Annotated in this window: 2 protein-coding genes; both read right to left on the reverse strand. The window is 50.7% G+C overall.

What is annotated here, in order from left to right; translation table 11 throughout:
* Window positions 1–15,612 carry an SDR family NAD(P)-dependent oxidoreductase gene (locus GNE05_RS12445; RefSeq protein ID WP_160182856.1) on the reverse strand — a complete coding sequence of 5,204 codons (15,612 nt, stop codon included), beginning with the start codon at window positions 15,610–15,612 and terminating at the stop codon, window positions 1–3.
* A gap of 51 nt (window positions 15,613–15,663) precedes the next feature.
* Entirely contained in the window at window positions 15,664–21,390 is a 5,727-nt protein-coding gene (locus GNE05_RS12450; protein WP_160182857.1) for a type I polyketide synthase, read from the reverse strand.
* Between the last annotated feature and the right edge of the window lie 28 nt (window positions 21,391–21,418).

The following is a 21,418-nucleotide window of genomic DNA, read 5'->3' on the forward strand; positions in this document are numbered from 1 at the left end:
TCACACCTCGCTTATTTCAAACATTGCTTCTGTGCCCGCCTCATTTACTTCCGCTTCGGGCAACTGTGCTTTTTCAGGCCAATACCGCTGTTTTCGGTATACTGTCTGGCCGCCTTTCGGTTCCATGGCCGCTTTTCGCTCTTTCGGTATTCCTTCGTTGCTGACAATGATATGGGCATTATTCCCGCCCAAACCGAACGCGCTGACCCCGGCCCTGAGTATCTCTTTTTTTCCGTCCCACCGCTTCAGCTCAAGCACAGGATAAAGCGGCGAATCATTAAATTGAAAGCGGGGGTTCGGTTTATGGCAATGCAAAGTCGGCGGCAGTTCTTCATTGGCAATCGCCAGCAATACTTTGATGATTCCCGCCGCGCCCGCCGCACTCAGCAAGTGGCCGATATTGCTTTTGACGCTTCCTACACCGCAAAATTGTTTTTCATCGGAATAAGCAGACAAGACATTGGTTAATCCCTTTAATTCAATCGGGTCGCCGATCAATGTACCGGTTCCGTGCGTCTCTACGTATGTCATGGTGTCCGGCTCGATTTCCGCTGATTGAACCGCCTGCTCAATCAAGTCCTGCTGCGCCCGGGGATTCGGCGTCGTCACGCCCATTGTGCTGCCGTCATTATTTATCGCAGAGCCGTCAATAACGCCGTATATTTTATCTTCGTCTTCTATCGCTTTTTCGAGCGGCTTCAGCATCAGCACACCGCAGCCCTCTCCGATTCCTGTTCCGTCCGCATCGGCATCGAAAGATTTTGAACGGCCGTTTGGCGATAAGATTCTCGCCGCGCTCATTGTGAGAAAAGGTTTTTCATCAAGCAAAATGTCAACCCCGCCCGCAAAGGCCGCTTCCGCTTCTCCATTTTGAATAGCCTGTACGGCCAAATGAATTGCCGTAAGCGAACTGGAGCAGGCCGTATCCACGACCAGGTTGGGCCCTGTAAAGTTATAAATGTGCGCCATGTGTGCGGTAATAAAATTTTGGCCCGCGCCAATAATCGCGTCTTTTTGCAGATATTGAAATTTCTGATGAAACGCACCTGCCCTTGCACCGGCAAAAACGCCGATACGGCGGCCCCAGAGATCCTCTTTTTGATAACCGGCATCGGCCAAAGCTTCCGCGCTCACTTCGAGCCACTGCCTTTGCAGCGGGTCTATCATCGGTGCCAGCGTTTCTGAAATATTAAAATACTCCGGGTCAAATTGATCAATATCGTGAATAAAACCGCCCCATTTACTGATGCTTTTTCCTTCTTGATATTCACCCGGCTGATAGTGTTCCCCGGTGTCCCATCTGTCCGGCGGAACTTCAGTGACGGCATCCGTTCCGCTGCGGAGATTCTTCCAAAATTCTTTTATATCCCCCGCTTTCGGAAAATGGCAGGCCATGCCGATGATCGCAACCTTTCCCCGTTTCCCGGGCTTATCTGCCGTTTTTTTGCTCCGTTTCGGCGTCTTCTGCAAAGGGAACTTCTCCGCGGGAACCGCTGCATCTGCCGAAAAAGCTTCCGGACAATGTGCGGCTAAATAATCCGCGAGCTGTTCAATGGTAGGATGCTCCAGAAGGACAGTCGGATCAATTGAAACGGATGGCAGTTTTTGATCGATCTTTGTCAGCACTTGGGCCAGAAAGATAGAATCCATTCCGTATTCCTGAAAAGGCACATCGATATCCATATGCGTTTCATCGATACTCAGCTCTTTTGCCAAAAGCGACCTCAGCCAAGATTGAATATCAATCCGGTTATGTTCCCGTTTTTTGGTTTCAGGGGGTTTGGAAGCTGCTTTCATTCCTTTATTGGCGGCTGGCTTGGCGTTTTCCAGCGCTTTGATGTCCCAATCATGTTTCACTTGTGCCGGCAGCACGACAGCTCCGGGTCTTTCTCTTAAAATGTAATCAAGCATCTTGAGACCTTCCGCGTCAGAGTGCCGCAGCAATCCCGTTTGCTGATACATCCCGCTTTTTGTATCCCTGCTCATGCCCGTCTCATCCCATGCCGGCCATTGTATGCTAATGATGCCGCTCTCATTGTTTTCTGCAAAATAGTCCATGTAAGAATTAGCCATCGCATAATCGCTCTGACCCGCCGCAAGAATCGGAACGGCTGCCGAGACAGATGAAAACAGGACGAAAAATGCCGGCGCACCATCCTTTACACTCTCATACAGACTGTGAAGGCCGTCTGCTTTCGGGGCGAGCACCCGCGCAATACTGTCTTTGGATTTGCGGAGAAAAGCAGGGTTTTCACGGTCCGCAATTCCCGCGCAATGCAGAATGCCTCCGACAGGTCCGAGCGTTGAGGTTACCTCTTTTATAAGCCGTCCGACAGCCTGCTTATCCGTCAGATCAACTGTAGAGACGCACACTTTTACGCCTTGTGATTCCAGCTGCCGGATAAGCTGTATTTTTTCCGAAACGACAGGGTCTGTTTGCTCAAGATCCCACTCGGTTTTCGGCGGCAGCTCCTTTCTGCCTGTCAAAAGCAGTTTCTTCACACCATACGCTGAAACGAAATGCTTGGCGCATAAAGCGCCGAGACCGCGCGTTCCTCCGGTTATCATCAGGACGGCGTCTTTTGGAAACACAGTCCGGTCTGTTTGCACGGCTTCAGGTTCAATCTGATCAGTCTGCCGAAGAACATAGCTGAAGCGCATGCCGTCCCTGCAGCAAACAGCAGACTCCGTTAAGTCTGATTCAATTTCTTGTCTAATAAAAGCGGCTGTCTGCTCCAGCGGCTCTTCAGGATCAATATCGGCGTGACAGGTGAGAATATGGCTGTATTCATGCCGCAGCATGCGATAAAGCCCCGCTTTTTCAATACCATGCATAACGGCAGCCTTATTTTTGAAGGATTCAAGCCCTTTTGTAAGATAAAGCATTTTCATGTTTTCTTGTCCGCGGCCGTATTCAATCAGCTGCTGCAGCGATGCCACCCAGCTGATGTCCTGCCGCTTTTGTCGAGAGCCGCAGCCAGTGAAGTCAATAAACCCGGAATAGACGGCCGCATTCGCATCCTGTAAGAAAGAGATGAGCTGATTTTCCTGCACAATGTCAGCATCATTCAGCTGTTTTTTCACCTCGGCGGCAAGGTCTTTTGTATCCTCGGAGACGATGAGCGCTATTTTGCTGAATGGCTCGGATGAAGACACTGCCTCGCACGGTTCCCATGTTTTCTGCAATAATACTGTTTTTTGATTCGAAAGCGGCAGCTGCTCCCGTTTCGGCACCCAATAGCGGTCTGCTCTGAACGGATAGGAGGGCAGGCTGATGCGGCGCGGCTTACTGTCCGTATACAGCTGCTCCCAATCTGTGTCAAATCCGTTTGCCCAGAGCCGCAGCACTTTCTTGTATTTCTTTTTCTCAAGCCAGGCGCTGACGAGGTCAGCGGCGTCTTCATCGTCTGAGAACATGGAAATCGTGTTATTCTCGCGTTTTTTACGGCCGCTGATGATATCTTCGCTGTTTTTTCCCAACAGAAACGCGTTCAGTTTTTCAGTCAGTTCCTCTGCGGAGCCTGCAATGATTCCCAGCCTCGCTTCCATCGCATCCCGTCCGGTCTGCAGTGTGTATGCGGCATCTGCAAGATCGATATGGCGGAATGATCCGTTTTGGATAAAATCGCGAAGGAGACGCGCTCTTTCTTTCAGCCGCTCTTCATTTTTAGCTGACAAAACAAAAAGAGATGACGCTTTCTCACGGGTTTCCTGCTGTTCCGTCTCACTTCTGCCCATGTATTCTTCAATAACGATATGCGCATTGACGCCTCCGAAACCGAATGAGCTTACACCCGCCCGGCGGGGCAGGACCCGGCCGTTTTCATCACGCAGCGCTTCCCACTCCTTTGTTTCTGTCACAATGTAAAACGGGCTGTCCTTCAATTTGATATGGGGATTGATGTTCTCGCAATGCAGACTTTTGGCGAGCGTCCGATGTTTCAGCTGCATCAATACTTTGATAACGCCCGCAATACCTGCCGCGAGCTCCAAATGTCCGATATTTGTCTTCACTGAGCCTATCCCGCAATATCCGCCCGGAGCCCCGTCTGTTTGGAAAGCTTTTTTCAATGCATTGATCTCAATCGGATCTCCGAGTGCCGTTCCTGTTCCGTGCGCTTCTATATAAGTGATGGTTGACGGGTGAATACCGGCTTTTTGATAAGCGCTTTTCAGCACATCCGTCTGAGCCTGCGGATTCGGCGCGGTAAGCGACGCTGAGCGTCCGCCGTGATTTTCCGCTGTACCGCGGATGAGGCCGTAGATGTGATCCCTGTCATGCTCTGCCTCTGAAAGCTTTTTCAAGACAATCATGCCGGCACCTTCTCCTCTGACATAACCGTCAGCCTGATCGGAAAATGTTTTGCAGCGCCCGTCTTCACTGAGCATGCCTGCTTTTTGAAAACCGATATGCCCTTCAGGCGTGACGATCGTGTTGACGCCCCCTGCGACCGCCATATCACAATCTCCCGTTTCAATGGCTTTTACCGCGCGGTGAATGGCGACTAAAGAGCTTGAACAAGCGGTTTCTACCGGCTCGCTCGGCCCGTGGATATCAAGAAAATAACTCATCCGGTTCGGCCCGACGGACGGCACGATTCCGGTCATCGTATACCCCTCGACAGGAAGACCCGCCTTATTGATTAAGGTTTGATATCCGCTTCCCAATGTGCCGGTGAAAATGCCGGTTTTTGTTCCGGCAATCCGTTTTGCTGAGTACCCCGCGTCTTCAATGGCTTTCCACACATACATCATTAATAGACGCTGCTGAGGATCCATCATTTCAGCTTCTTTCGGAGATATCCCGAAAAACAGCGGGTCAAACCCGGCGATTCCATCTATAAAACCGCCCCATTTAATTGACGTTTTATTTTCATCCGCTGCCGGATCGCCGAAATATTCGCGCCAATCCCAGCGATCTCGTGGAATTTCTGTAATGCAATGCTCCCCTTTTGATAAACGTGTCCAGAATTCATCTATGTCTTTCGCTTGCGGAAAAATACCGCTGATTCCGATAATGGCTATCGGTTCGGTTTTTTCTTCTGATTTTCCTTTTACGGATACGGGCGTTTCCCGCTTGACATGAACGGCCGCCGGAGCTTCAGCTTTTCTTATTCCGGCTTTTGGAGCGGTTTTTAAACTCTCTCTTTCTAAGCCGCTGAATGCTTCTTTCCATTCAGATATCAAATAGCCGCTCAGTTTGCGCAATGTCGGAAATTCAAAGAAGATAGTCGGGCTGAGCTCAAGCTGATAAGACCGATTTAATAGATTTGTAAATTCAGTGAAAATGATCGAATCAAATCCGTATTCCGTCAGTTCGCTGTCAGCCTCAATATCTTTCATGCTTACCTTTAAAAGATCTGATACATGCCGCTTTAGTTTCTCTTGCACCTGATCTTTCAGATCTCTTGCATCTGCCACTGCCGGAGCTTTTCCGGCGGCGCTTTGTTCTTCGCCCAGATCGAAAATATGGCTGCGAATCCGTTTTTCGTCGCCTTCTGCCACCATGACCTGGTGTTCTCCGGAGGCAAAAGCGGCGTAAAGCGCTTGGATGCCTGAGGCCGATCGCATGGCTCTCATTCCGGTCTGTTCATACATCAGCCGTTCGGTCTCTTTGTCCACGCGCATACCGCCCTCTTCCCAAAGCGGCCAGTTGACGGACAGGGTCTGCCCGCTCCGCTCGTTGTCCCGCACGAGACGGTTCCGGCGGGCTGCATAAACATCCATAAATGCGTTGGCTGCCGCATAACCGGCCTGCCCCGGATTTCCCATGCCTCCCGCCAAGGAAGAAAACAGAATGAAAAAGTCCAGCCGCACATCTTTCGCTGCTTCATCAAGATTGATAAGCCCTTTCACTTTCGGCGCCATGACGGTCTTCCGTTCGTTTTCTGTCTGGTTCAGAATGTAGTTGTCGGCGATCACGCCGGCCCCGTGAATGATTCCGTCAAGTGTTCCGTGCTCCTCCTGTATGCCGCGGACGAGGGCGATGACCGCCGCCTTGTCTGTCACGTCAACCGGTTTGTAAAATACGCGGGCACCCGACGCTTCCAAGCGCCGTAAGCGGGCGGAGCGGTCTTCATCAAGCGCTTCCGCCCTCCCCGTTAATATGAGGACGGCGTTTTTGACGCGGGAGGCTATTTCTTCAGCGAAAATCAGTCCGATGCCGCCCGCTCCCCCGGTGAGGAGGTAAACCCCTTCGTCTTTCCACGGAACGGCGCCGCTTTGAGGGGCCGGCAGATGACGCCAGTTTCTGACGAGACGTTTGCCGTCTTCATAACGGATTTCCGCTTGTTCAGGATGCGCCCGGTTTTCTTTCAGCTTGGCAAGAAGCGATGATGCTGACTCGTTCGGATCGGCTTGGATGACTTGGCCGTACAGCTTCGGATGTTCAAGGTGAGCCGTTTTCAGAAAAGCGGCCAGCCCTGCCAATACATTGTCTTCCCCCCTGTCGGGGACAAGAAGCTGGATCAGCGTTTTTCCCTTCTGTTTTTCTTTGATAAGACGCGTGACGATCGCTGACAGCTCCGCCGCGCAGGCGTCATAACGGTCTTCAATCGGACCTTCGCCGTCAGCCGCACATACGGCGCCGCTTATGTCCTCAGCGTTCATTCCGCCATACAGCGTCACGTATCTGAAAGACTCTTCTTGTCCGCCGCCTTCACTCGGCGGTGATTCCTGCCACTTTGGCTGAAGCAAGAGCGGTTTTTCCTCCGTGTCCTCTTCCAGAAAACGGGCGGTGAGCCCCGTCAATCGGACACATACCGCGCCGTTTTCATCACACAGCTCAATATGATAGGCGCCGGCCGCTGAGGAAAGCACCGCCCACATCGTCTCACGGCACGCAGAAAACACCTGCATATCCTGGAGGGCAAACGGCAGGAACGGCCGTCCGGATGCAGAACCGTCTGAGAGCACGAGACCGATAGAAGCCTGAAGGGCGGCGTCCAGCATGCTCGGATGCAGGATGAACGGCTCCTTTTCTTCGCGGGCGGACGGCGGAAGAGTGAGCTTCGCGAGCACTTCTCCGTTTCCGGCATAGACGGCGTCAAGCGCCTGATGCGACGGTCCGTAGGTGATGCCGAGGCTGTCGAACGCTTCATAGCACTCAGCCTTTGACATACGCCGGCCGCCGCAGCGCGCCTGAATCGCTTCCACATCGAGTACAGGAGCACGCTCCGTCTCTTCGAGCACGGCCTTTCCCTGTAAAAAGACAAGCGGCTCTTCCCCTTCGGCATACGCTTCAAAAGCGATGTCTCCGTTTTCTTCCGGCTGAAGCTTTACATGAAGCGTCACTCCTTCAGAAAGCGCCGTCACCGGCCGGAGCCAAACGATCTGTTTGAGCCGGACACCCGTTTTCCCGCCGGGCAAGTCTTCAGCTGCCAGCGTAACGGCGGCCCGGGCCATTTCTAAAGCAGCTGCGCCCGGAAGCACCGGTTTTCCATTGACGATATGATCGGCAAAAAACGGTTCATGCCCTGAAAAAACAGAAGTAAAGCGCTGGGCGGTAAAGGTCGATGTATTCGCGTGGAGCAGCGGGTGGAGCTTTTCACGTTCAGCTGAATTCCGGCTTTCAAGCTCTCTCTGAACACGATCAGACGCCCAATACGTCTGCCTGGCAAACGGGTAGCCCGGCAGATTGCCGATTCGCGGCAAAGGTCCGCCATAAAGCAAGTCCCCTTCGATTTCATAACCTTGACAATAAAAATCTGCCAGCACGCATAACAGCTCCTGATATTTTCTATGGTCAGAATATGAGGCGCTGCACTTGCCGAGCACTTCTATTATGTGCTCCTGAATATGCTGACGCCCTGCAAAGTGCTGCGGTACTTTTCCCGAAAACACATAAGGATGATGTTCATTAAGCTTTGCCTGCTTCCATACATACACTGCGTCATCAGCATCTTGCACTACGATGGCGGCGCGATGGTTAAAGTGATGCCGTCCTTTTAACAACGTATAGCTGAGCTGGGCCAGATCATTTTCTTTCAGTCCGCCATTTTCCGCCCAAGTGATCATATCTTCGATTTTTTCCTGAAGGGCCTCCTCTGTTTTTGCAGACAAAGTCAGTAAATATGCAGGGGCATCACGATGAGGTGAAGCGCTGCGCTTATAGCTTTCCATAACGATATGGGCATTTGTTCCGCTCATCCCGAATGCGCTGACTGCCCCCATTCGGTTTTTACCCGGCAGAGAAGGCCACGGTTTACCCGTTTTATTCACATAAAAAGGACTCTTCTCCCAGTTGATATAGCGGTTTTCCCCGCTGCAATGCAGACTGGCGGGAATCATTTCACGGGAGAACGCCTGTAAAAGACTGATCAAACTGACAATGCCTGATGCGGCAAACGTGTGGCCGATATTGGTTTTAATTGATGTGAGCGCGCAAAATGCTTCTTCGTTTGTATAGGCAGAAAATGCGTCATAAAGCGCGTTAATTTCCACCGGATCACCGAGTTTTGTACCTGTGCCGTGTGTGACGATATATTCGATATCTTCAGGGTTGATACGCCCCCGGTCATAAACGGAAGTAAGCAGCCGGGTCTGCGCGACGCCGCTCGGAGCGGTAATTCCGTTTGTTTTCCCATCATAATTGATGCCGCTCGCCCGAATCACCCCGTAAATCGGATCACCATCCCCTTCCGCCTCTCTCAGCGGTTTCAGAACAACCGCCGCGGCCGCTTCCCCCGGTACCATGCCGTCAGCCCTTTTATCAAACGCGAAGCATTTCCCGTTTTCCGACAGCATTCCGGCTTTATCTATCGTTTCAAAAAAGTCCGGGGTATTCATGATATTCACCCCGGCCGCAACAGCTGTTGTGCACTCTTTATTCTGCAGGCTTAATACCGCCTGATGGACAGAAACGAGCCCCGAAGAACATGCTGTATTTATCGCCATCACAGGACCTGATAAATTCAAGTGATAAGCCAGCCGCGCCGCCAAAATACCGTTATGATGAGACGTGACATTGCCTTTGTCCCGTGTAAAAAGGTGATAATCTCCTTCTTCCGCCCCCACAAACATACCGATCGTCTGCTGCCTGATGTGACTGGCGCCGTAGCCGGCGTCCTCAAGGGCCCTCCACGCTTCCTGAAGAAGCAGCCGCTGCTTCGGATCCATCGTTTCAGCTTCCCTCGGCGATATTTCAAAAAATAAAGGGTCGAATTCGTCCGCCCCCGGTACAGCGCCGAGTTTCCATTTTGAACTTGTGAAGCCTTTTTTTGCGACCGGTGCGACAACGTCTTTTTTCTGAAACAGAATGTCCCACAGCTCGTCCGCCGTGCGCGCCTGAGGAAATCGGCCGCTCATGCCGATAATGGCAATGGAATCAGCTGCCTGACTGCCCTCGGTTCCGGCGTTCAGCTTATTTCTTCCCCTCTGCTTCTTTCGCTTTTCCGTTCCTGCCTTTTCAAAGACAGATTGACCTGCGGATTCAGGTTTCTTTTCTTCATAGACATACTCCATGACGGACTTGTGTTCCGTCAGAAAATAGCGGACGACCTTCTCCAGTGTGGAATGTCCGAAAAACAGGGCCGGTGTCACTTCAATTCCGTAGTGAGCGGACAAAGAAGAGGCGAATTCCGCCAAACTGATAGAATCAAAGCCGAAATCAGCCAGATTGTCAGCGTCCGTCAGTCTGTTCTTGTCTATTTTCAAAAGCCCCGCCGCCAGTTCTTTCACATCCCAGCTTACGCATTCTTCCAGCGTGAAGCCTTTCATTTCACTCCGCCTTCCTGAAAACGGGATGTTCCTGTTTTCAGAACCCGAAATCGGCCGTTCGCCTTGATCTATCTGCAGGAAGCGTTTGGCCCTCGACGGAAAACCGGCCAGGACGAGATACTGGCTGGACGGCTGGACCAACAATGTTTCAAAAGCTTCGAGTCCTTCCTCTGTGTATAAATAACGCTGTCCGCTTGATTTTAAATACATATCGGTGCTTTCCGCCGTGCCGACATGCATCCCCCCTTCTTTCCAAAGCGGCCAATTGATTGCAAGTGACTTGCCGCTTCTGAGTCCGAGGCTCACAAGTTTATCCCGGTGACGGACAAAAGCCATTTGGAAGCGGTTCCCCATTGCGTAGTCACAAGAACCGAAGTCTCCTAAAATCGCTGAAGAAGAAGAGAAACAACAGAAGAAGTCAAGCGGCTCCCGTGACAGAACCTGATCTAACACCGCGGTGCCGTCCGCTTTTGGCGATAAGACTTGCTGAAAGGTTTGCAGATCTTTCTCCAGAATGCTTTCAGTGCCTTGAAGACCTGCAGCGTGAATGACACCGTGAATCGGCCCGCATCCTTTCTCTTTCGCTTCTTGCAAACCTTTCTCCATCTGAGCTTGATCTGCGGCATCCGCCTGCACGTAAAACACCTTGGCGCCTGATTCTTCCAATCTCTTTATCTTGTTCAGCACCGGGCCGTCTGCCGCTGATCTCCCCGTCAAAATGAGCGTAACCGGTCCTTTTTCAGCGAAATATCCGGCAAATAACAAGCCTAAACCCCCGCATCCGCCGGTAATCAAGTACGTTTTTCCGCTTTTTATCACACGCTTCTCAACAGGGGCAATATCCGTCTGCTTCATTTCCATGACGTGACGAATTTCCCCACTGTACATGACACTGCGGAACGACTCGCTGTGAAGTTCTTCACATACGTTATGGATCAGTTTTTCTAACGGTCCTTTTTGTTCAAAATAAACCGCGGCCGTATCCGTCTCCGGCAAGATCAGTTTCAGCGACCGTTCCAGCCCGATCCATGACTCGGCGTAACTGATATCGGTATCGGTCCCGCACTGAGCGGAAAGAAGGATTCGCCTCGGTTTAGAACGCAAAGAAGCAGCTGCGCGGATCACATGATACAGAATGGAATAGTCTTTCACGGCCTTTGCATCTTCAAGCGGCCATCCATATAAAACGGCATCCGCTTTGCCTGCAGCCGTTTCAATATGCCGAAACGTTTCTTGATATGCTTGTCCGTCAGTGATTTTAATTTGATAATGCGTGTTTGAAAGCTTTTGAGTTTCCTCACCCTGTGAAATAAAAAACACGCCGGCTCCCGGATAAAGGGATTGTAAAGACTGATAAGCATGCTTTCTGGCAGCTTCTCCCGTAAGAAAACAGATGACCGTTTTCAGCTCTTCATGAATGGATTTCTTCAGAGGCTGCTGCGTCCATATTTCTTCAAATATCATCATCTCGGATTGTTCCTCTTGCCCGTGATCCTGCTGAGACGGGTGTCTCATTCTTATCCCTTTGATTTCTGCGCAGACAGTGCCGGTTTCGTCACAAAATTGAATGTCACAGCCGGTTTGATTCTTTTTATTAATGTACATCCACATGCCGGATGAGCACGGACGCATGACGCGCAGTTCTTCAACCGTTTCAGGCACGATATGGACTGACGGCTCCGTTTTTGCCAGGACATGAAAAGCTGCGTCCAGAAATTCCGGCGGCAGATGATATCCCGGATTACAGCCGCTTTCATCTATAAGAGCAAGCTTCGCCCAAACCGCATTTTCTCCCGCATAAAGCTTTTCAACGGTGCGGAACTCCTTACTGATCGTTACACCTGACGTGCCTGGTGTTTCATAATCGAATGACAGCAAGCGGCAGTCTTTTTGTAAGGAGGCAATATCAAGCACGTGGGATGGCTGTATGTTCCCTTGCCCGATGATTCCATAATGATGCAGCTTCTCTTCGTCACTGTATATTTCATAATGGATGCCTTCCTCGTCTTCAGACAGAAGGGAGAGATTGACGCCCGCACCGTGATGTCCGCTGGTAATCGGGTCAGTCCATGCCGCTGTTCGGATCCATATCTCTTTTTCTTCAGAGCTGTCTGCCGCATGATGATAAGCCGCAAGCGCCATTTCTAAATAAACGGCTGCCGACAGAACCCGCTCCCCTCTCACATTCTGGAAAACGTGTTCCCGGCCTGTAAAAGAAGTATGATAGCTTTGTTCCGCCAAGGTTGACGTATTTTCATGCAGGAAAGGATGCACATATTCAGTTGTTCCTGTTTTTGGTTCTGCCCGCTTCATCCAGTAGCTTTCTTTTGCAAATGGATAAGACGGCAGACTGATACGATGCGGCAGCGCCCCTTTATATAAAGATGCCCAATCGACGGGCGTCCCGTGAACCCAGGCATTCAAAAGACTGTCAAATTGATGTTTTTCCATCCAATCACTGACTGTGCCTTCCGTCTCCGTGACAGCACTATCACTCCGGCCTGTAAACACCCCGCTTACGGAACCAGCATTATTCAGAAAAGCAGTCAGCTTCTGTTCCAATTCAGAAACAGAGTCCGCTCCCATCGCCAGCCGTTCTTCCATCGGGACCCTGCCGACTTGAAGGGTAAATGCCGCGTCAAGCAGGTTCGCATCTGTAATTGTTCCGTTTCCGGCGGCATCCGACAGCAACAGAGCCCGCTCGCGCAAGCGGTCTTTATCTTTTGCCGATAAAACAAAAAGTGCCGGACGGCCGGAGTCTGCCGAAGTCATTTCAGCCGGTTCATACTCTTCTATCAGCAAGTGGGCATTTGCACCGCCCGCTCCGAAAGAAGATGTACCCGCGATTCTCGGATATTCCCGTGTTACTCCTTCAGATTCTATGACCGGCCGTCTCCATTCCGCCGTTTCCTGCTGCACGATAAAAGGAGAAGTTTCAAAATTAATTTCCGGGTTCAGCTGCTTTGAATGCAGCGACGGCACCAGATATCCGTGTTTCATCTGAAGAAGAATTTTGGTGACCGCAGCAATGCCCGCCGCACTTTCCAGGTGTCCGATATTGGATTTAACAGAACCGATGGAACAAAATTGCTTTGCATCCGTATAGCGTCGGAAAGCCTTGGTTAACCCTGCGATTTCAATCGGATCTCCCAAGGAAGTGCCGGTGCCGTGGGCTTCCAGATAGCTGATTGCTCTCGGGTCAATACCTGCCCGCTCCATCGCCTCTGCGATCACTTCTCCTTGTGCATTCGGATTCGGAACGGTGAACCCGTTCGTTTTGCCGCCGGCGTTCAGAGCGCTTCCTTTAATGACACCGTATATATGATCATGATCTTCAACAGCCTTCTTCAACGGCTTTAACACGATACAGCCGACGCCCTCTCCGTCAACAAACCCGTCAGCCTTATCACCGAACGCTTTGCACGCGTTTGACGGTGACAGCATTCTCATAGAAGAAAGTCCGATATAATGAACCGGGTCTGTAATCAGGTTTACGCCGCCGGCAATCGCGCATTCAGATGCACCTGTTCTGATGCTTTCTGCGGCGAGATGAATGGCGGTTAAGGATGAGGAGCATGCGGTATCGACCGCGATGCTCGGACCGTGAAAATCAAACACATAGGATACGCGGTTCGGGATAAAGTGGTAGTGGGCCCCTGTCGGATAGTTGCCGTTCATGACACCCGCAAAGACACCAACCTTTTTACCGGCGCATAGTGAATCAGGGGTATATCCGGCATCCTCAAGGGCCGCATAAGCGGTTTCCAGAAACAGTCTCTCCTGCGGGTCCATGCGCTCCGCTTCTTTCGGAGAGATTTTAAAAAACAGCGGATCAAATTTATCAATATCTGTTAAAAAGCCGCCCCACTTTGTATACATCCGGCCTTCCTTACCTTTTGTCTCATCATAGTAGTCCCGCCAATCCCAACGGTCTTTCGGAATTTCGGTGATTCCGTGTCCACCGGTCTTTAACCGTTCCCAGAACTCATTAACATTTTCAGCTCCGGGATACCTCCCGGCAAGACCGACAATGGCCACTTCAAGGTGTTTTGACGGCGGTTCGGAAGCGGGCGGCGCTTCTTCAGAAAAAGATGCCGCTTGGCGCTTCGCCAATCCGGCGCTTTTTTTGCGGCTTTGCTTTTTCTGTAATGTGTGCGGCGCCTTTTCGGCTTCTTTATTTGTCTTGAAAATCCCAGCCATATCATCCTGTCTTGAGCTGACGAGATATTCCGCTAATCCGCCGATTGTCGGATACTCAAAGAACAAAGTGCTGCTGATATCAGGTATGTCTTCCCGCACGCGGTTGGTCAGCTGTACAATTAAGATGGAATCGATTCCGTATTCTTCAAGGGGCGTATGGGCTTGAACGTCCTCAATCGGCATCTTTAAAATGGCGCTGACGATCTGTTTCAGGTACTCTGTGCTTTTTTCAAGCAAAGAGCCGGATGATACCGCTTCAATATGACGGACTTCTTCAGAAAATTGCGCATGCAGTTCGCGCTCCTTCGTTTCAGCCAAGAATGCGGCAAGCTCTTCTATCGTCCGGTATTCAAAAAACAGCGTGCTGCTGATATCAGGGACGAGATCCCGCAGCTCATTCGTCAGCTGAACGATCAGAATAGAGTCAATGCCGTATTCATCCAGAGGAGCCAGCGGATTTATCTCTTCTGCCGGCATTTTTAATACGTTTGCCGCAGCCTTTATCAGAAAAGCCGCTGTCTTTTCCGAAAGCCCCTCTCCCGCTTGTTTGATGGGGAGCTGACGATCAGAGGATGTTTGCGGTACGTTTGATTGGCGCTTTTGCGCGGTGTAAGCTTCCCTGCTCTGCCTGATGACTCCGTTGCTTTTCGCCGTGATAATCTGCTGGGTGTGAAGACGTTCGTTTTCAGCCGGAAATTGAATGGAATGAAAGCCTTCAGCCATTAAAACGGATTTCCATGTTTCCGGATAAAGGCCGGGGCACCCCGGAATCCTCAGCGCCTCGTCTTCGTACAGCCACCAGCCCTCTAATAAGCCGAATGTAACATGTGTAAACGGCGTATGACCGCCCAGTTCATTAACGAGCAGCAAACCGTCCTTTTTCAATACGGCTTTTGCTGTCCGTAAGGTTTTCCGGATATTTTTGGTGGCATGCAGCACGTTTGCGGCAATAGCGATATCGTAGGTTCTCAGATGGAATCCCTGGCCCGCCGCAGGCTGCTCCACATTAAACAGCTGATACGTCAAATACGGATTGTCCGCGCCGTATTCCTTTTCGGCATGCATTAAAAAAGCTTTTGACAAGTCGGTATAACAGTATTCCTGAATATGGTTTTGATAGGGGCGGAGCTTTTTAAACAGTGTGCTGCTCGTTCCGCCGGTGCCCGCTCCGATCTCCAGCAGACGGATGTTTGCCTCAGGATTGTTTTTAATTACATTTTCCACATAAATACACGCTTCATTTGCCAGCACATCGTTGTAATAATCAGCGAGAATATTATGCTTATAGATTCCTTCAACAAGCTCCATTGAAGAATCGGGAAACATCACGTCAGTGGCTTTTATTTTGCCTGTTAAAATGTCAGGCAAAGCTTGAATGACGGTATCCGCCAGCAGTGCCTGCGCTTTCATATCCGGATCTTTCAGCCATTCGTTTTTCTTCTTATGCCACTCTTCCCAAACCGCGGCCGTTTCACCGCTTTTAAAATCGCTGTCTAAAAGACGGATACTTTCTTCCAGCCAGCGCTCATATAAAGGCAGACAGGAAGCCGCCGGCGCTTCGCCGGTCAGACCCATTGAACGCAGCGTCACCCGCAGCACTTGCAGCAAAAGCCGATTCAATTCTTTCATTTGATTGCTTATTTCTGTTCTTAAGGATAACTGTGTACGGTCTTTTTGTTTGTCTCCCTTACCCAAAACCTTATCCTCCTAAGAAAATTAAATTTGCTCCGTCATTTTGACAGGCAATCAGATAGTCACAAATTCATGAGGGTTCATTCCCTCGATCGGAATCGGCTTGGTCAGCTTCATCAGCCCCATGCGGGAGATCGGCTGCGTCAGCAGAGTTTCCAGCGCCTGCATCCCTTCCGCCCGGCTGATCAGCCCGAGACCGATTGCACTCAGTCTGTCAAACTCTTCAGAAATGTGATTGTCAGCCCGCTCCCAATAACCCCAGTTCATCACTTTGACCGGGCATGACAGCCGTCCGGAAAGCTCATGGGCAAATGCGTCTTTAAATGCGCACCCCGCCGCATAATGACTTTGATTCGGATTCTTAATATATGAAATAACCGAAGAGAAAAAGAGAATAAAGTCCAAAGACTCTTTCGCAAATACTTCGGCAATGTTGACGGAAATATCCACTTTCGCCGCAAGGCCGGCGTGAAACTGTGATTCTTCCATATCTTTTACGCTTTCATTCGCAAATACCATCGCTGAATGAACGACGCCGCTGATGGTGCCGTATGTGTTTTTAATCTGTTCATAGGCGCGCTGAAGCGATGGAAGATCAGAAGCATCTGCGGCTATATATTCGGGAGCCGGGCCTGATGGCCGGTACCGGTCTATTTTTTGGCGTATCCGGCTGTCCAGCGGCCGCCTCCCGATCCAGACGACTCGGGCTTTATACGTCGTCACTATATAATCTGTCCAAACCTCGCCAATGCCTCCCGCACCGCCGATAATGACATATACGCCTCCATAGCGGTAAGGAACACTTTCAGACGGCCCGCTTTGGACCGGAAGCAATTGAGGCCGGTACCATTCCTGATGTCTGCGCACCCATGCTTTACCCGTACGGTCGCGGGGCAGGCTGAATATGTCTTCTGCGGGGAAATCCCCCCCGTCTTCAAGATCGGCCAGACGGATGTGCCAGCTCGGATGTTCTTTTGCGAGAGACCCGACGAAACCGTGCACACTGGAATGAGCGGGACGCACCTCATCATATTGGGTGATAGGCTGTGCTTGGTGCGTAATCACCGTCATCCCGAGCTGCTCTTTTCCATACCCGAGACCGATAAGAGCTTTGGCCGCTCTGAAAATTTGCAGCACCCCGCTTTTTTGATCATGGCTGTCAGAATCAGCCGGCTGAGGGGCAAACCAGATCATATGCTGAATCTCACCGAGACGGCGGAGCCGATCAGATATCACTTCAACGGAAGCACTTTGGCCGATATCAAATCGCACAGCTTTAGGAAACAATCGTAAAACCGCGTCCGCCTGCCCATCTGTACCGCCTATGATGACAGCTTTTGCTTCAGAAATGGGGAAGCCGGTTTGGTTGTCTATCGGTTCCGCGTCCCATACCTGCATCAGTTTGACGGCTCCGGTAAGGTTACCCGGCAGATCGTATTGCTTATTATCGGTTACGGCCGGCGCACTTTCGGCCATCCGGGCAGAAAATCCTTTTATCCTTACACACACATTGCCGCGTTCATCACATATATCAATGTCCATTCTTCGCACGGCCGGTGTTTCATGCGTCACAAACACGGCCGCCCACATGTTTGGACTGCACGGATGAAAAACGGTCAGTTCATGCAATTCAAAAGGCATTAACGGCTGCTCCGGATAACCCGCTTTATCTTTATTCATAACGCCGATGGCCGCCTGAAAAGCGGAATCAATCAGACTCGGATGGAGCACAAACTGTTCGGCCTCATCAGAAACGGAAGCAGGGAGCACCAATTTAGCCAGGGCTTCTTTTTCCCCGCAATAAATGTGATCAATTCCTTGATGTGAAGGTCCGTATACAATTTCCGCCTTTGCAAACGCCGCATAGCAGTCTTCTTTTGACAGCACTTTTTTGCGGCAGCGCGCTTTCAGCTGTTCAATATGCAAAACCGGCGCCTCAGACAGCGGCTCAATCACAGCGCTGCCTTCACAATAAATGTCTGAATCGTTTTCATTGCTGTACACTTGAAATGAAACATTGCCGTTATCCTCCAAGGAAAGCCCTGTCGTCATACGCAGCGGCTCTTTTTTGTGAACGGCCTGGCGTATCCAGCTGATATACCGCAGCGAAATGCCGGTTTTAGCCGTGTATTCAGCGGCTAACGGCGCGGCAGCCAGTTCAGCCGCGGCTCTCGCCATTTCAAGATAAGCCGCCCCGGGGAGAACACGCTTGTTTCGGACGATATGATCAGCTAAGAAGAATTCATCTCCGTTCAGTATCGTACTGAATTTTTGTTCTAACAAATCTGATGTATTGCGGTGAAGCAGCGGGTGAAGCCTGCTTTCTGTATTTACGGAAGTGACGGTATGATCGGGCTCCGGTATCCAATATCGTTCCTTTGCAAACGGATACGTCGGCAGACTCATCCTGCGCGGTTTCTCCTCCTGATACAGCCGCGTCCAATCTATCTCAAATCCTTTTGACCACAGCTCCGCAAGTTTTTTGTAAGTGCCGCTGTCCATCCATTTTCGGATCAGCTCCTCCGTATCCTGATCATCGTTCAGGAAACCCCTGATTTCCGTTCCGCTATCAGACCGCCCTTGAAAGCAGCCGTCAATCTGCCGTTTTCGTTCTGTAAATTCGGTTAATTTCCTGATCAGGTCCGCTTGATCGTTCACTAAAAAAACAAGCCGTTCTTCCATTGCCAGCCGTCCCGTTTGCAGCGTATACGCCAGTGACCGCAGGGAAAAAGATTCATCAGGCTGCTTATCTAAACCGGACTGGCCGAAAAGACCGGAAAGAATATCCTTATGTTTCTCATCGTTTGTAAGACATTCTGCTAAAGTCCGGACGGAAGTATGCTGTATGAGATCAGTCATGTCTATTGCCAGCCCGTATTGATCCGTCATCAGCTCAGAAAACTGTGTCAGCTGCATGACATCCAAGCCGAATTCCTTCCAATCCTGTTCATCATCTACCGAGCCGGCCTCTACATGCAGAACATCCGCCAGAACACTGCGCAACGCATTCTCCAGCTGATTTTGCACTGTAACTCTTTTGTCATGAAGCGGCCCGCTTCCTTCAAGCGCTTTATCTTTGAGAAACATCAGCAGCCGGGCAGCGTATTCTTTCAGCCGCTCCGGATTTTTCGCTGACAGAGGCACGATATACGGTCTCTCTTGATTCTCCGTAATGCCGGGGTTTTTGGGCCTGTACTCTTCTAAAATGAGATGAACGTTTGAACCCGTCGCCCCGAATGAACTGATGCCTGCGCGTCTCGGACAGGAATGTTCACGGCCGTTCTCTGTATACACCGGCTTTTTCCATGACTCGGTTTTTTGCTGCACGTAAAATGGCGAGTCCTCTAAACGGAGATACGGATTAATCGTCTCTGAGTGCAAAGAAGGGACAAGCGTTTTGTGAAACAGCTGCAAAACCGTTTTATGAAGCCCGCTGATCCCGGCGGCTGATTCCGCATGTCCGATATTCGATTTAACGGAACCGATCGCACAAAATTGCCGATCCTCCGTAAACGTGCGGTAAGCTTTAACAAGACCTTGTATTTCAATCGGATCTCCTAAAGAAGTTCCGGTTCCGTGCGCTTCCACATAAGAAATCGTCCGTGGATCGATCCCAGTCTTTTCAAGGCATTCAGCTATCATATCCCCCTGCGCCACGGGGCTCGGCACGGTAATCCCGCTAACGGTTCCCACGTGATTGACGGCGCTGCCTTTTATCACCGCATAAATATGATCCTTATCTTCTTCGGCTTTGTGGAGCGGCTTCAGCAGCACGGCCCCGATGCCGTCCGCTGAGACATAGCCTGTGCCGCCTTCGCCGAACGTGCGGCACAGCCCGTCACTCGAATGCATATCCATTAAGCCGTATGTGATATATTTTGTCGGGTGCAATGATAAATTGACGCCTCCGGCAAGAGCTGCTTCACATTCACCGCGTCTCAGACTTTCCGCCGCCATATGGACGGCCGTCAAAGATGACGAACACACCGTGTCAACCGCCATGCTCGGCCCGTGAAAATTGCAAAAATATGAAACACGGTTTGCGATCGGCGCATAGTTCAAGGGATAAGGAAAGACCAGCCCTTTCGCCGCAGCTTCAGCGCCGGCGAGAGAATAATCCATATGCATCACCCCGGCAAACACACCGACGTTCATTCTCTTATTCGGCCCTTTCGGCTGAACGATTGTTTCCGGGGTGTAGCCCGCATCCTCAATCGTTTCCCAGCATGTTTCCAAAAACAATCGTTCTTGCGGATCTTTAGCTTCTGCCTCCCGCGGAGAAATCCGGAAAAATTTCGCATCAAAACAATCCGGATCGTCTATAAAACCGCCCCATTTGGAAATCGGCTTGCCGGACGGCGATCGCAAATGCTCATATTTCCTCGTATCCCAGCGGGAACGAGGCACTTCCGTTACGCTGTTTTCTCCATTTTTTAAATTTGTCCAAAATTCACGAAGATTTTTGGCGCCGGGGTACCGTCCCGCCATCCCGACGATCGCAATATCTCCATTCTGCGTTCCGGCTGATGCCGACTTTTTCACGCGGATTTGGGTCGTCCTCTTTTTTTCCCGGGGCAAAGGCTCAGCACTTGAATGTCCGCTTTGAGCATGGCCGAAACCGGCTCCGTAATGTTCGCACAAATATCCCGCCAATTCCGCGATTGTCGTGTATTCAAATAACAGCGTCGGCAGTAGCTGCGTTCCGATTTTTTGTTCAATTTCCTTCACCATGTCCAACAGCCCCGGAGAATCCAGCCCCATTTCATAGTAGCCGATATCCGGGTCAATCTCTTTCACAGGTTTGTTCAATCGGGCGGCAAGCAATTCTTTTAAATAAAGGATGCACTGTTCAGTAAGGCCGGCGGAAGCCTCCGCACGGCGGGGCTCAGAAGGCGCCGGTTCCGCTTGCGGAGCCGGGACGGCATTCCGCCCGTCAGGTTCTTTCTTTTGCCGTTTCTGATTGATCAGTTCCGGGTCCCTCACCAGTTTATTGGCGAAGTTTTTCAGTTCGCCGACTTTTCTGCCTTCCTCATTGAAAAACTCCATTGTCACGTAAACGAGATCTTTCTTACGGGTGACGGATTCTTTTTTTATCTTGGTGATACATGTTGTCTGCAGCAATTCGGCGCAATAAAACGATTCATAAAACAGCGGCAGAAATAATTGCCCCTCCTTCCTCGTCAAAGGAGCGAGGTATACATTGGAGCCGATGCTGCTCGCATCTATCAATGCGGGATGAAACATCGCCTCTTCTGCATGTTCAAGCTGATCCTTTTGCACCGACAGATCAATATAAATCTCTTTTTCAGTTTGGTAGACGCTTCCGCAGCCTTTCATCATTCCTGAATGAACCAGTTCTTGATCCCTGCATTCCGTGTAAATGTCCTCAAGCGGTATTTCTGCCGCCGTTTGTTTTACGGCATCCATCCGGACGCTCTCTTGGAAGCCGGCGGGCTTGACGGAATGCATTTGCGCCGCGGCATATACCTTTGTCTCTGCTGCTTCGTCACCTTGTTTTTGCCCTTTCACCTCTACCTTCCACTGCTCTTCGCCGTTCTCTGTACAGTCAACGGAAAGCAGGATTGATTCTCCCTGTTCAGGAGCTAAAGGGTGAAAAATCGATAAGTGCCTGAGTTCAAGGCCGGCATGAAAAAAACCGTTTTCTCTGAAAGTCTGATAGATCAGGTCAATATAAGCCAGACCCGGCAGCAGTTCCTTTCCATAGGCTTTATGATGTTTCAGAACGGGATGCAGATTGTTAATAAGAAGCTGCTCTTGCATATGAACTTCCTCCATATCGACGTTCAAT

This window comes from Bacillus sp. AM1(2019), from assembly GCF_009906915.1.
Classification (GTDB): Bacteria; Bacillota; Bacilli; order Bacillales; family Bacillaceae; genus Bacillus; species Bacillus velezensis.

Excerpts from the sequence above, each read along its gene's own strand:
- GNE05_RS12450 (WP_160182857.1), bottom strand. The coding sequence starts at position 21,390 with ATGCAAGAGCAGCTTCTTATTAACAATCTGCATCCCGTTCTGAAACAT.